General features: G+C 67.0%; 11 protein-coding genes. 7 read left to right on the forward strand and 4 right to left on the reverse strand.

Annotation, left to right across the window (positions count from 1 at the left end):
• Positions 1-220 precede the first annotated feature (220 nt).
• Genes BSZ14_RS13860 through BSZ14_RS13870 form a run of 3 tightly spaced genes read right to left on the reverse strand, consistent with a single transcriptional unit; the run spans position 221 to position 6,092 of the window.
• Entirely contained in the window at positions 221-1,654 is a 1,434-nt protein-coding gene (locus BSZ14_RS13860; RefSeq protein ID WP_076711363.1) for an efflux transporter outer membrane subunit, read from the reverse strand.
• A complete protein-coding gene (locus tag BSZ14_RS13865) occupies positions 1,651-4,830 on the reverse strand; it encodes an efflux RND transporter permease subunit (RefSeq protein ID WP_076711364.1) in 3,180 nt (1,059 codons plus the stop codon). Before BSZ14_RS13865 ends, BSZ14_RS13860 begins: the two co-directional genes overlap by 4 nt.
• Positions 4,830-6,092, reverse strand: a complete 1,263-nt coding sequence (locus BSZ14_RS13870; protein ID WP_076711365.1) for an efflux RND transporter periplasmic adaptor subunit — start codon at positions 6,090-6,092, stop codon at positions 4,830-4,832. The genes BSZ14_RS13865 and BSZ14_RS13870 overlap by 1 nt, the downstream gene beginning before the upstream one ends.
• A gap of 260 nt (positions 6,093-6,352) precedes the next feature.
• On the opposite strand from BSZ14_RS13870, the gene BSZ14_RS19720 reads away from it, so the two are divergent.
• Positions 6,353-6,508 (forward strand): hypothetical protein, encoded by a 156-nt coding sequence (locus BSZ14_RS19720; protein ID WP_157013558.1) that lies wholly within the window; start codon positions 6,353-6,355, stop codon positions 6,506-6,508.
• A gap of 19 nt (positions 6,509-6,527) precedes the next feature.
• Here BSZ14_RS19720 and BSZ14_RS13875 read toward each other — a convergent pair whose 3' ends face one another.
• Positions 6,528-6,797, reverse strand: a complete 270-nt coding sequence (locus tag BSZ14_RS13875) for a hypothetical protein (RefSeq protein ID WP_139330455.1) — start codon at positions 6,795-6,797, stop codon at positions 6,528-6,530.
• Here BSZ14_RS13875 and BSZ14_RS13880 point away from each other — a divergent pair.
• From BSZ14_RS13880 to mmsB, 6 genes are all read left to right on the forward strand, one after another.
• Positions 6,796-7,431: a YoaK family protein gene (locus tag BSZ14_RS13880; RefSeq protein WP_076711367.1), complete on the forward strand. Its 636-nt coding sequence runs from the start codon at positions 6,796-6,798 to the stop codon at positions 7,429-7,431. The genes BSZ14_RS13875 and BSZ14_RS13880 overlap by 2 nt on opposite strands.
• 113 nt (positions 7,432-7,544) lie before the next feature.
• Positions 7,545-9,050 carry a CoA-acylating methylmalonate-semialdehyde dehydrogenase gene (locus BSZ14_RS13885; RefSeq protein ID WP_076711368.1) on the forward strand — a complete coding sequence of 502 codons (1,506 nt, stop codon included), beginning with the start codon at positions 7,545-7,547 and terminating at the stop codon, positions 9,048-9,050.
• Between the two features lie 130 nt (positions 9,051-9,180).
• Positions 9,181-10,323 carry an acyl-CoA dehydrogenase family protein gene (locus BSZ14_RS13890; protein WP_076711369.1) on the forward strand — a complete coding sequence of 381 codons (1,143 nt, stop codon included), beginning with the start codon at positions 9,181-9,183 and terminating at the stop codon, positions 10,321-10,323.
• Between the two features lie 130 nt (positions 10,324-10,453).
• On the forward strand, positions 10,454-11,503 hold the full coding sequence (locus tag BSZ14_RS13895) for an enoyl-CoA hydratase/isomerase family protein (RefSeq protein ID WP_076711370.1): 1,050 nt from the start codon (positions 10,454-10,456) through the stop codon (positions 11,501-11,503).
• A 13-nt stretch (positions 11,504-11,516) separates the two neighbouring features.
• Positions 11,517-12,293, forward strand: coding sequence for an enoyl-CoA hydratase (locus tag BSZ14_RS13900; protein WP_042483856.1), 777 nt, complete (start codon positions 11,517-11,519; stop codon positions 12,291-12,293).
• A gap of 145 nt (positions 12,294-12,438) precedes the next feature.
• On the forward strand, positions 12,439-13,314 hold the full coding sequence (gene mmsB / locus BSZ14_RS13905) for a 3-hydroxyisobutyrate dehydrogenase (protein ID WP_076711371.1): 876 nt from the start codon (positions 12,439-12,441) through the stop codon (positions 13,312-13,314).
• Positions 13,315-13,412 lie beyond the last annotated feature (98 nt).

A 13,412-nucleotide genomic window follows, 5' to 3' on the forward strand; every position in this document is an offset into this window, starting at 1 on the left:
TGAGGCTCTCCCCTTTTCTGATGATCCTCCCCGTGCCGGGGAGGTGGCAGGCCGCAGGCCTGACGGAGGGGGGCTTCCTCACAGGTGGTACTTGGCGGATAACCCCCTCCACCATCCTTCGGATGGTCCCCCTCCCCGTGCCGGGGAGGAATAAGACGTGGCCTTCGACTTCGCTCAGGCTGAACGGCTGTAGGGGACGAGTTGCCCCACCCCCTTCATATCAAGACCCCGTAACCGGCCCGCCCGCCGCCTGGAACAGTGCGACCGTGTCGGTCATCCGGGCTGCCTTGGCCTGGATCAACTGCGACCGCGCCTGCGCGTCCGTGGCGGTGGCGTTCAGCAGCTGCAACGTCCCCACATCACCCAGCGCCAGCTGTCGCCGTGCGAAGGTCAGCGCCTGGCCCGCGGCGTTGCTCGCCCGCTGCGCCGCGTCGAGCGCCTGGGCGTCGGTGGACAGACCGGTCAGCGAGTCCGCGACGTTGCCGAACGCCTGAAGGACGGCCTGGCGATATTGCGCTTTGGCCCCGTCCAAAGCCGCTTCTGCCGCCTTTTGCTGGTGACGCAGGGCGTTGGCGTGGAACAGCGGCTGGGTAATCCCGCCGAGCAGCGCCCAGAAGGGGTTGCCGCTCTTGAACATGTCGCCGAAATTCTGCGCCGAGCCCCCCGCATTGGCGGACAGCTGGATGCTGGGCAGGCGCGCGGCGATAGCGGCGCCGACATCGGCTCCGGCACCCTGCAACTGCGCTGCGGCGGCCAGCACGTCGGGGCGGCGATGGACCAGCTCGGACGGGACGATCGCGGGCAGTTCGGTCGGCAGGGTCAGCTGCGACAGTTCGGGCAGCGGCGGCAGGTCCGAGCCTGCGGGACGGCCGATCAGCGTGGCGATGACGGTCCGCTGCGCGGCCTCGGCACGCACCAGCGGGGGCAGAGCACCCTCGGCGGTGGCGAGCGCGGCCTGCTGCGTTGCCACATCGGAGGCCCCCACCGCGCCCAGTCGCTGACGCTGTTGGAGCGCGGACAGGATGTCGCGGTTGACCTTCACGGCGGTCTGCGCGGCGGCGACCTGTTCGGCCAGGCTCGCCCGCTCGATCAGCGCGGTGACGAGGTTCGCCGCCACCGTCATCCGTGCCGCGTCGAGCTGATGCCGCTCGACCTCGGCCCGCGCGACGGCGGAGCGGACCTGCGCCCGGTTGCCGCCGAACGCGTCGACGTCATAGGACACGCTGACCTGCGCCGTGTGCAGCGTATAGAGCTGCTGGTTCTGGTCGGCGACCGCCGGAGACAGCGCGTTCGACACGCGGGTCCGCTGAACATTGTAGTTCAGCCCGCCTTGCGGAAACAGCAGCGAGCCGCGCGTCGCCCGTGCCTGCTCGCGTGCCTGCCGCAGCGAGGCTTCGGCGACGCCCACGTCGTTATTGTGGGCCAGCGCCTCGGCGACCAGCGCGTCGAGCTGGGCATTGCCGAAGGCGTGCCACCATTCGGGCGCGACGGTCGCCGACACCGTCTGCGCCGGGCCGGTCGCGGGTGCGATCACCGGCGCAGGGGCCATGGGCGGCAGGCTGGCATGCGCGTCCAGATCGTGCGGGCCGACCGCGCAGCCGGCAATGCTGGCCGAGACGCACGCCAGCAGCGGCAGGGTCAGGAAACGCTTCATGCCGTGGCTCCCGTCTCGGGCTGGTCGTCGTGGAAGTGGTCGGTTTTCTGCTTGCGCTGCGACAGCGGCAGGCGCGTCGAATAGCGGCTGATCAGCACCGGCAGAACCAGCAGGATCAGCACCGGGGCCAGCGTCATGCCGCCGACCACGACCAGCGCGAGCGGCTTCTGCACCTGGCTGCCGATCCCGTGCGAGAGTGCTGCGGGCAGCAGGCCGATGGCGGCGACCAGACAGGTCATGACCACCGGGCGCAGGCTGTTCTTGACCGTGGTGGCCAGCGCATTCTCGCGCGGCGCGCCTTCGTCGATGGCGTTGTTGAAGGTGGTGACGACGAGGATGCCGTCCATCACCGCAATGCCGAACAAGGCCACGAAGCCGATCGCCGCCGAGATGCTGAACGCCGTGCCGGTCAGCGCCAGCGCCAGCACGCCGCCCACGATCGCCATCGGGATCGCGGAGAAGGCGAGCAGGCTGTCGCGCATCGATCCGAAATTGGCATAGAGCAGCAGCAGGATGAGGACGAGGCTGATCGGGACCACGATCTCCAGCCGGGCGATCGCGTTCTTCAGGTTATCCAGCTCGCCCGCCCATTCCAGATGATAGCCCGGCGGCAGGTGGACATTCTGGTTGATCCGCGCGCGTGCCTCCTCGACCGCGCCGCCCAGATCGCGGCCACGGACCGAGAATTTGATCGGGACGTAACGCTCCTGATGCTCGCGATAGATGAACGACGCACCGCTGGTCAGCTTGACGTTCGCCACCTCAGATAGCGGGACCTGTATGGTCCCGTTGCCGTCGGGCGACGGCGCGCCGATCGTGATGTTGCGCACCGATTCCAGCGAGTCGCGCTGGGTCGGCTGCAACCGCACGATGATCGGGAAGTGGCGGTCGGTGCCGGGTTCGTACAGGTCGGCCGAGGACTGGCCACCGATGGCGGCGGCCACCGTCTGGTTGATGTCGTCGGGCGTCAGGCCATAGCGGGCGGCCTTGGCACGATCGACGTCGATCCGTACGGTCGGCTGGCCCAGAATCTCGAACACGCCGAGATCCTCGATGCCCTTCACCTTGGCCATCTGCGCCTTGATCTGGTTGGCCAGCTTTTCCAGCGTGACCAGATCGGGGCCGAACAGCTTGATCGAATTGGCGCCCTTCACGCCCGACGCGGCCTCTTCGACATTATCCTCGATAATCTGCGAGAAGGAAAAGTCGACGCCGGGATATTTCTTGGCGAGGCGGGTCGACAGCTCGTCGATCAGCTTCTCCTTGGTCATGCCGCTCGGCCAGGTGTCGAAGGGCTTGAGCGGCACGAAGAACTCGACGTTGAAGAAGCCGGTCGCATCGGTGCCGTCATCCGGGCGGCCATGGGCGGACAGGACCGCCGTGGTCTCCGGGTAGGAGGCGATGATCTTGCGCACCTCATTGGTCACCTTCTCGCCCGCCTCGAGACTGATCGAGGAGGGGAGGGTGGCGCGGATGTACATATTGCCTTCTTCGAGGTGCGGCAGGAACTCGATACCCAGCGAGCGCACGCCGACGACCGCCAGACCCATCATCAGCACCGCGCCGCCGATCGTCACGACCTTGTTGCGCAGCGCGAAGGACGCGGCGGGTTCATAGACGCGACGCAGCTTGCCGACGATGAAGGTTTCGGTCTCGGCCAGCTTGTCCGGCAGCAGCAGCGTCGAGAGCACGGGTGCTACGGTAAAGGTCGCCAGCAGGCCGCCGCTGATCGCATAGGCATAGGTCTTGGCCATCGGGCCGAAGATGTGGCCTTCGACCCCGGTCAGGGTGAACAGCGGCAGGAAGCTGGCGATGATGATCGCGGCGGCGAAGAAGATGCCGCGGCTCACCTCCGAGGATGCGCCCAGCACCGCGCCGAAGCGGCTCGCCATGGTGTAGCGGCCCTGGCCATTTTCGACGGCGGCGGAGCGTTCGACCATATGGCGGAAGATATTCTCCACCATGATGACGCAGGCATCGACGACCAGGCCGAAGTCGAGCGCACCCACCGACAGCAGGTTTGCACTCTCCCCCTGCAATACCAGGATCAGGATCGCGAAGGCCAGTGCGAAGGGGATGGTCGCCGCCACGATGATCGCCGAGCGCAGATTGCCGAGGAACAGCCACTGCAACGCGAAGATCAGCAGGATGCCCACCACCATGTTTTCCATGACGGTATGGATGGTCAGTTTGATGAGGTCGGAACGGTCATAGATCCGCTCCAGATGCACGCCGGGGGGCAGCACGCCGCTGTCGTTGATGTTGGCGACCTCGGCCTGCACGGCCTTGATCGTCGGCATCGACTGGGCGCCGCGCTGCATCAGGACGATGCCCTGCACGATGTCGTCGTCATTGTTGTATCCGGCAATGCCCATGCGCGGCGCGTTGCCGACCTTCACGGTCGCCACGTCCTTGATGAGCACGGGCGCGCCGCCCGCCTGGCCGACCAGAACGTTCTGGATCGCGTCGGGCGACTGGATCAGGCCGATGCCGCGCACGATCGCGGCCTGTTCGCCGAAGTTGATCGTCTGGCCGCCGACATTGCCGTCGCTCTTGGACAGCGCCGCCAGCACCTGCGCGACCGTCACGCCATGCGCGTTGAGGCGGTTCTGGTCGATCACCACGTCATAGGCGCGCAGCTTGCCGCCCCAGCCGGTCACGTCGATGACGCCCGGAATCCGCTTGAACCGGCGTTGCAGCACCCAGTCCTGCAGCGTCTTCAGGTCCATCACCGAATAGCCCTTGGGCGCGGCGATGCGGTAGCGATAGATCTCGCCCACCGGCGAGGTCGGCGACAGCGTCGGCTGCGCGCCACCGGCCAGCGGCGGCAGCTGCGACAGGCGGTTGATGACCTGCTGGCGCGCTTGCTCGTTGGTGTAATCGTAGGTGAACTGGATCTTGATGTCGGACAGACCGAACAGGCTAATCGCGCGGATCGCGGTCAGGTGCGGGATGCCCGCCATCTGGACCTCGATCGGGATGGTGACGTTGCGCTCCATCTCCTCGGCCGACAACCCTTGCGTCTGGGTGATGACCTCGACCATCGGCGGGACCGGGTCGGGATAGGCTTCGATGTTGAGGTTGATGAAGCCGATGACGCCAGCGACGATCATCGCGAAGAACAGGCCGACGATCAGCAGTCGCTGACGCAGCGCAAAGTCGACGATGCGGTTCATTATTCGCCGATCCCCGCTTCGTTCACGAACAGCGCGCCAGAGGTGACGATCTTCTCGCCGGGCTTCAGGCCCTGGGTGATGGTGACCAGGCCATTGGCGGAGTCGCCCGTCGTCACGTCGCGCGCGACCAGCAGGCCGTCGGGCCGCATGATCCAGACGCGCGCGGTGTCGCCTTCATGGATGACGGCGGCGGCGGGGACGCGGATCGCTTCGCCCGCGTTCAGATGCTTGATCGCGAAGCTGGCGAACATCTGGGGCTTCAGCGCCTTGTCGGGGTTGGGGATCGAGGCGCGGACCGGCAGGCGGTGCGTCTGCGGGTCGAGCGCGGCGCCGACCAGATCGATCGTCGCGTGGAAGACGCGGCCCGGCAGCGCGGGGGTCGTCACCTCGACGGGATCGCCGACGCGGACATTCTCGGCATCGCTCTCGGCCACCTGCGCGACCAGCCATACGCGCGACGGATCGGTGATGGTCATCACCGGCTTGTCGCCGCCCTGCGACACATATTGCCCCGGCGCGACATCGCGCGAGGCGACGACGCCGCTGATCGGTGCGTGCAGCGTGGTGATGTCGTGGATGCCGGAGACTTCGCCGACATTCTCCAGCCGGTTGATCTCGCCCTGCGACTTGCCCAGGATCGCCAGCTTGTCGCGCGCCGCGCCCAGCGAGGCGGCGGCGGTGCGCGCGGTCGCCTGCGCGGCGGCGAGGTCGGCCTTGGCCTGCTGATAATCCTTCAGCGCGCCACCGGCGGTCTCATAGATTTGCTGCTGGCGGTCGGCGTTGCGCTGCGCGGCGACCAGCTGCGCCTGCGCGTTCTGGTAAGCCGCGCGCGCCGAGAAGAGGCCCGAGCGGGCATCGACGAAATCGCTGGTCTTGATGAGGAGCAGTGGCTGGCCCTGGCGCACCGTCTGGCCCGCATCGGCCAGCACGCGCACCACCTGCCCCGCATAGGGCATCAGCACCGGGGTCGAGCGGGTCGCATCGACGGTGATCGCGCCGGTCGCCATGGTCTGGTCGCCCGACGCGCCCAGTCCGACGCGCATCGTCGGCATCGCGGCCAGCTGGTCCTTCGACAGGCGCAGCGTGCCCGGCGGCGGCGGGGCGGGGGGCGTTTCTTCCTTGTGCGTCAGCTTGCCGATGACCGTGAACAGGACCAGCGCCCCGATCAGCACGGCGGCGGCGATGCCGACCCAGCGCCATTGCTGTGCGGAGGACAGGCGGCGGGTTTCGGGTAGCGTTGCGTCGGCGGGATTGACGTGCATCGGTGTCTTTCGGCGCAAGAAGGCGGATATTAGCCCGGCCGATAGGGGCAAATCCCTGACGCACCCCTTACGGGTTCCTTACGAGACGTTCATGATTGCACGCCGCCGGACGGTTCGAAAACCTGCGAAAATTGCCCGAACGACCCGATTCCAATATCTTGGGGGGAGGCTTGTTGATATGACCGCCCTGTCACCTGTCCGGAACAAAAGTCACGGTTCGTCGTTGAAATCCAACGGCTCGACATAAGGGAGGGTGTAAAATGGCCAGTCACATGCCGCCGCCACGGATTTCCGACATGCCGCGAGAGCAGCGTCTGGATGCGCTCTATCGTCGTGCGGCCGAGGATCGTGCGCGCTATCTGGCGATGCGTACGCGCAAGCCCGGCCTGCTCGACCGGCTGCTTCACATGTTCTGATCGAGTGGCGTCGCGTGCGTCAGGGAAGGGTGTGACGCGCGCGACGACGTGAAATCGTCCGGGGGCGCAGGCGCTTTTCGCGACGCATGTCGCTGTGACCCAGCGCGATCATGATGATGACAAGCGAAGACAGCGACGACACGGTCAACCAGATCTCCACGAGCGCGCCCGCCATGCCAACTCCCCCAATTCGGAACCGCGCCAACGCGCCTGTTCGCGATCCGATCCCTTCGCGCATCGTAATATCCTTTGGTCGCGCCGCATCCGCCGCGATATAGCTGCCCGCCATGATCCGATCCGATCGCCGATCCTGGCCGCTGGCCATCTGGCTGGCCTTGTTGGCCGGTTATGTCGATGCGATCGGATTTCAGCAGCTTGGCGGCTATTTCGTCTCCTTCATGAGCGGCAATGGCACGATGCTGGCAGTCCGGCTGATCGCGCCGCAAGGTCCTATGTCGGGCGGGGTCGCGATATTGGCGATGCTGCTGGCGCTGTTCGTCGCGGGCGTGCTGGTCGGCACGCTGGTCCGGCTGGCATTGCCGCGGGTCGGGCAGGTCGCGGTGCTGGTGCTGGTCGCCCTGCTGTTGGGCGGCGTCGTGGTGCTGGGCGGCCGGGCGGCCCCCGCCATGGCGCTGGTGATGGGTGCGACCAACGCCACCTTCGAGCGCGATGGCGAGGTGAGCATCGGCGTCACCTATATGACCGGCACATTGGTCAAGATCGGACAGCATCTGGCGCACAGCGTCGCGGGGCGCGCGCGTTGGGGCTGGCTGCCCTATCTGCTGCTCTGGAGTGGATTTCTGGTCGGTGCGGGGCTGGGGGCGCTGGCCTTTCCGCTCTGGGGGTTGACCGCGCTGGCGGCGGCGGTGGCAGGCGCGCTGATCGCGGCGGGGGCGGCATGGCGGCTCTGTCCGGCGGCCTGACGCACGCGGAAACGGCCTCGCCGCCTTTTTGGTCGACCCGACTTGGATTTCACGCCCGAGCAATATAATTACAAGCCAGAGAGTCGGGCACCAGACCCGAAACAGGAGAGTTTATGCGCGTGATCGACCATATGGTTGCTGGCGGACAGACCGCGACCGACGCTGCCTCGACCCGCCAGGGGGACGTCTTCGACCCGAATAGCGGCCAGGTTCAGGCCCGTGTGATGCTGGGCGATGCCGCGCTGCTGGAACGCGCCGTCGCCGCCGCGCAAGCCGCGCAACCCGGCTGGGCCGCGACCAATCCGCAGCGCCGGGCGCGCGTGATGTTCCGGTTCAAGGAACTGGTCGAGCAGAATATGGACGCGCTGGCGCATCTGCTCTCTTCCGAGCATGGCAAGGTCATCGCCGACGCGAAGGGCGACATCCAGCGCGGGCTGGAGGTGATCGAGTTCGCCTGCGGCATCCCGCACGCGCTGAAGGGCGAATATACGCAAGGGGCGGGACCGGGCATCGACGTCTATTCGATGCGGATGCCGCTGGGCATCGGGGCGGGTATCACGCCGTTCAACTTCCCCGCGATGATCCCGATGTGGATGTTCGGCGTCGCCATCGCCTGCGGCAACGCCTTCATCCTGAAGCCGTCCGAACGCGACCCTTCCGTCCCGGTGCGCCTGGCCGAACTGATGCGCGAAGCGGGTGCGCCCGAGGGGATTCTTCAGGTCGTCCACGGCGACAAGGCGATGGTCGACGCCATCCTCGACCACCCGGCGATCAGCGCGGTCAGCTTCGTCGGTTCGTCCGACATCGCGCATTATGTGTACCGGCGCGGGGTCGAGGCGGGCAAGCGCGTCCAGGCGATGGGCGGTGCCAAGAACCACGGCATCGTCATGCCCGACGCCGATCTGGACCAGGTGGTCGCCGACCTGTCGGGCGCGGCCTTCGGTTCGGCGGGCGAGCGCTGCATGGCGCTGCCCGTGGTGGTGCCGGTCGGGGACAAGACGGCCGATGCGCTGCGGGAGAAGCTGATCCCGGCGATCGACGCTTTGCGGGTCGGCGTCTCGACCGATGCGCAGGCGCATTACGGCCCGGTCGTGAACGCCGCGCACAAACGCCGTGTGGAAGACTGGATCCAGACCGGCGTCGACGAAGGTGCCGAGTTGGTCGTCGACGGGCGCGGTTTCCAGTTGCAGGGCTATGAAGAAGGTTTCTTCATCGGCCCGTCGCTGTTTGACCGGGTGACGCCCCAGATGCAGAGCTACAAGGAGGAAATCTTCGGCCCCGTCCTCCAGATCGTCCGCGCCCCCGATTTCGAGACGGCGGTGCGCCTGCCCAGCGAGCATCAATATGGCAACGGCGTCGCCATCTTCACCCGCAACGGCCACGCCGCGCGCGAGTTCGCTGCGCGGGTCGAGGTGGGCATGGTTGGGATCAACGTGCCGATCCCGGTGCCGGTGGCGTATCATACGTTCGGCGGCTGGAAGCGCTCGGCGTTCGGCGATGTGAACCAGCACGGCATGGAGGGCGTCCGCTTCTGGACCAAGGTGAAGACGGTGACCCAGCGCTGGCCGGATGGCTCGCCGGATGGAAGCAATACGTTCGTGATCCCGACGATGGCCTGAACCTAGGCACGCCCCTCCCGTTTACGGGAGGGATGGGGGAGGGAAGGCCACGAGCGATGGTCTCGGTGAGACTCCCTGCCCTCCCCAAACCCCTCCCGCCTGCGGGAGGGGCTTACACATGGAAGCGTAGATGACCCAATTCGACCTCACCGACGAACAGCGCGAGATCCAGGAACTGGCGCGCCGCTTCACCGCCGACCGCATCACGCCGTTCGCGGCGGAGTGGGACGAGAAGCACATATTCCCCCGCGATACGATCAGGGAAGCGGCAGAACTCGGCTTCGCGGCCATCTACGTCTCCGAGGAATCGGGCGGCATCGCGCTCGGGCGGCTGGAGGCGGCGCTCATCATGGAGGCGATGGCCTATGGCTGTCCTTCGACCTCGGCCTTCATTTCGATCCACAATATGGCGTCGTGGATGATCGACCGGTTCGGCGATGCGGATGTGAAGGGCCGTTACCTTCCCGACCTCGTCACCATGGATCGCATGGCGAGCTATTGCCTGACCGAGCCAGGCTCGGGTTCCGACGCCGCCGCGCTCAAGACCCGTGCGGTGCGCGACGGCGACCATTATGTCGTTTCCGGCTCCAAGCAGTTCATTTCGGGCGGCGGCGAGAACGAGGTCTATGTCACCATGGTCCGCACCGGCGAGGACGGCCCCAAGGGCATTTCCTGCCTGGTGATCGACAAGGACATGCCCGGCGTTTCCTTCGGCGCGAATGAGCGCAAGCTGGGCTGGCATTCGCAGCCGACGCGGCAGGTGATGTTCGACAATGTCCGCGTGCCGGTCGCCAACCGGCTGGGCGCGGAGGGCGAGGGGTTCCGCATCGCGATGATGGGGCTGGACGGCGGGCGGCTGAACATCGGTGCCTGCTCGCTGGGCGGAGCGCAGCGCTGCCTCGACGAATCCGTGGCCTATGTGAAAGATCGTCGCCAGTTCGGCAAGGCGATCGCCGAGTTCCAGAATACCCAGTTCACCCTCGCCGACATGGCGACCGAGCTGGAGGCGGCCCGCGCGCTGCTCTACCTCGCCGCCGCCAAGGTGACCGATAACGCCCCCGACAAGACCCGCTTCGCCGCCATGGCCAAGCGGCTGGCGACCGATACCGGATCGTCGGTGGTCGACCGGGCGCTGCAGCTGCATGGTGGCTACGGCTATCTGATGGACTATCCGATCGAGCGCTTCTGGCGCGACCTGCGGGTGCATTCGATCCTGGAGGGCACCAACCAGGTGATGCGGATGATCGTCGGGCGGGATTTGCTGAAGGACTGACGTTCCCCAAACGCAACCACCCCGGCGAAGGCCGGGGTCCAGTTGCAGACTGGCCGATGGCGCGCCACCTGATGCGCGGCATCTGGGCCCCGGCTTTCGCCGGGGTGGAAGAAGAGAATAAGGTAGAGGCATGACCCAAGACCTGATCGTTATCCGCGAAGGCCCGGTCGGGCAACTGCGGCTCAACCGTCCCAAGGCGATCCACGCGCTGACCCGCGAGATGTGCGAGGGCGTGCTGGCCGCGCTGGAGGACTGGCGCGGCGATCTGGGCGTCGAGGCGATCATCATCGACCATGCCGAGGGGCGCGGTTTCTGCGCGGGCGGCGATATCCGCCTGCTGGCCGAGAGTGGGGCGGGTGACGGCGAGGCCGCGCGGGGTTTCTTCCACACCGAATATCGGATGAACCACCGGCTGTTCACCTATGCCAAGCCCATCGTCGCCTTCATGGACGGCATCACGATGGGCGGCGGCGTCGGCATTTCCGCGCCCGCCCGCTTCCGCGTCGCGACCGAGAATACCCGCTTCGCCATGCCCGAGACGGGGATCGGCCTGTTCCCCGATGTCGGCGGCGGCTGGTATCTCTCGCGCCTGCCGGGGCGGATGGGCGAATTCCTCGCGCTGACCGGCCACCGGCTCGACGGGGCGGAGGCCCATGCGCTCGGCTTGGCAACGCATTACCTGCCCGCCGCCGCGCTGGAGGAAGCAAAGGCCGCAATTACGTCGGCATCGCAGGAGATCGCCGCGACGCTCGACCGGCTCTCGGTGCCCGCGCCGAGCGCGAAGATCATGGCCCATGCCGCCGACATCGACCGTCTGTTTGCCGCCGACACGCTGGAAGAGATCATCGCCGCGCTGGAGGCGGACGACGGTGAATGGGCGGCGCAGCAGCTGGCCGTGCTGCGCACCAAGTCGCCGCAAGCCTGCAAGGTGTCGCTGCGCTTGCTGCGCGAGGGCAGGCTGACCACCGACTTTGCCGACGAGATGCGCCGCGAATATGGAGTCGCCTCCCGCGTCGTGCAGCGGCCCGATTTCGTCGAGGGCGTCCGCGCGCTGATCGTCGACAAGGACAATGCGCCGCGCTGGGACCCCGCCACGCCGGAGGGCGTGACCGACACGATGATCGACCATATCTTCGCGCCCATGCCCGAGGGGCAGGCCTGGACCCCCGACGACCGCTGAGAAGGACGCCCGCATGACCGACTATAACACCCTGATCGTCGAGCGCCGCGAGGCGGTGACGCTGGTGACGCTGAACCGGCCGCAGGCGCTGAACGCGCTGAATGCCGAGCTGTTGGCCGAGCTGCTCGACGTGATGCGCGCCTATGACGCCGATCCCGAACAGCGTTGCGCCGTCATCACCGGCTCCGCGAAGGCATTCGCGGCGGGTGCGGACATCAAGGAAATGCAGGAGATGGACTTCGCCGCCATGTACGGGCGAAACCATTTCACCGGCTGGGACGAGTTCACCCGCACCCGCAAGCCGATCATCGCGGCGGTCGCGGGCTATGCGCTGGGCGGCGGGTGCGAACTGGCGATGATGTGCGACTTCATCCTCGCCGCCGACACCGCCAAGTTCGGCCAGCCCGAGATCAAGCTGGGCGTGACGCCGGGCATGGGCGGCTCGCAGCGGCTGGCGCACGCGGTCGGCAAGGCCAAGGCGATGGAGATGTGCCTGACCGGCCGGATGATGGACGCCGAGGAAGCGGAGCGCGCAGGCCTCGTCGCGCGGATCGTCCCCGCCGCCGATCTGGTCGAGGAGGCGATGAAGACCGCCGCGACCATCGCCGGCATGGCGCCGATCGCGGCGCGTGCGAACAAGGAAATGGTCAACGCCGCCTTCGACATGGGACTGGCGCAGGGCGTGCAGTTCGAGCGGCGGCTGTTCCACGGCCTGTTCGGCTCGGCCGACCAGAAGGAAGGCATGGCCGCGTTCGTGGAAAAGCGAAGCCCCAACTGGACCGGCAACTGAGTCCCACGCCCCTCCCGTAAACTGGAGGGGATGGAGGAGGGCAGGGCCGCAAGCGAGACGCTCGGTGAGACCCCATGCCCTCCCCAAACCCCTCCCGCCTGCGGGAGGGGCTTAAAAGAAAAAGAAGAACAAAGGAGAGAGCATCATGGCGCGGATCGCCTTTATCGGCCTGGGCAATATGGGCGGCGGGATGGCCGCCAACCTCGCAAAGGCGGGGCATGACGTCCGCGCCTTCGACCTGTCGGCGGACGCGCTTGCGGCGGCCAAGGCGGCCGGGTGCCTGCCGGTCGACAGCGCTGTCGCGGCGATGGACGGGGTCGAGGCGGTCGTGACCATGCTGCCCGCCGGAACCCATGTCGAGCGCGTCTATGCCGACGCCGTCTTTGCCGCCGCACCGCCCTCCGCGATCCTGATCGACTGCTCGACCATCGACGTCGCCACCGCGCGCCGGGTGGCGGAGGCTGCGCTGGCCAAGGGCATGATGGCGGTCGATGCGCCCGTTTCCGGCGGGATCGCGGCGGCCAAGGCCGGCACGCTGACCTTCATGGTCGGCGGGTCCGAACAGGCTTTCCGGCGCGCCGAGCCCTTCCTGTCCGCCATGGGACAGGCGGTGATCCATGCGGGCGGCAACGGCGCAGGGCAGGCGGCGAAGATCTGCAACAACATGCTGCTCGGTGCGACGATGATCGCGACCTGCGAGGCGTTCGTACTGGCCGAGAAGCTGGGGCTGGAGGCGCAGACCTTCTACGACATCGCCTCGGTCTCGTCGGGGCAGAGCTGGTCGATGACCAAATATTGCCCCGTTCCCGGTGTCGGACCGGAGACGCCCGCCGATCACGATTATCAGGGCGGTTTCGCCGCGGCACTGATGCTGAAGGACCTGAAGCTGGCGATGCAGGCGGCGCAGGATGCGGGCGCCGCCACCCCGATGGGCGAACGGGCGGCCGAGCTTTACACGGCATTCGTCGGCGAAGGGCAGCCGCCGGTGGATTTTTCCGGAATCATCCGCACCTTGCGCTGAATTCGACTCCCAACTCGGTTCAGCCTGAGCAAAGGCTAGAGTTGAAAGCGATCAGCATTGCACGGTTTTAGCCCCTCCCCTTCAGGGGAGGGGTTGGG

This window comes from Sphingomonas sp. Sph1(2015) (assembly GCF_001970915.1).
GTDB classification, from domain to species: domain Bacteria; phylum Pseudomonadota; class Alphaproteobacteria; order Sphingomonadales; family Sphingomonadaceae; genus Sphingomonas; species Sphingomonas parapaucimobilis.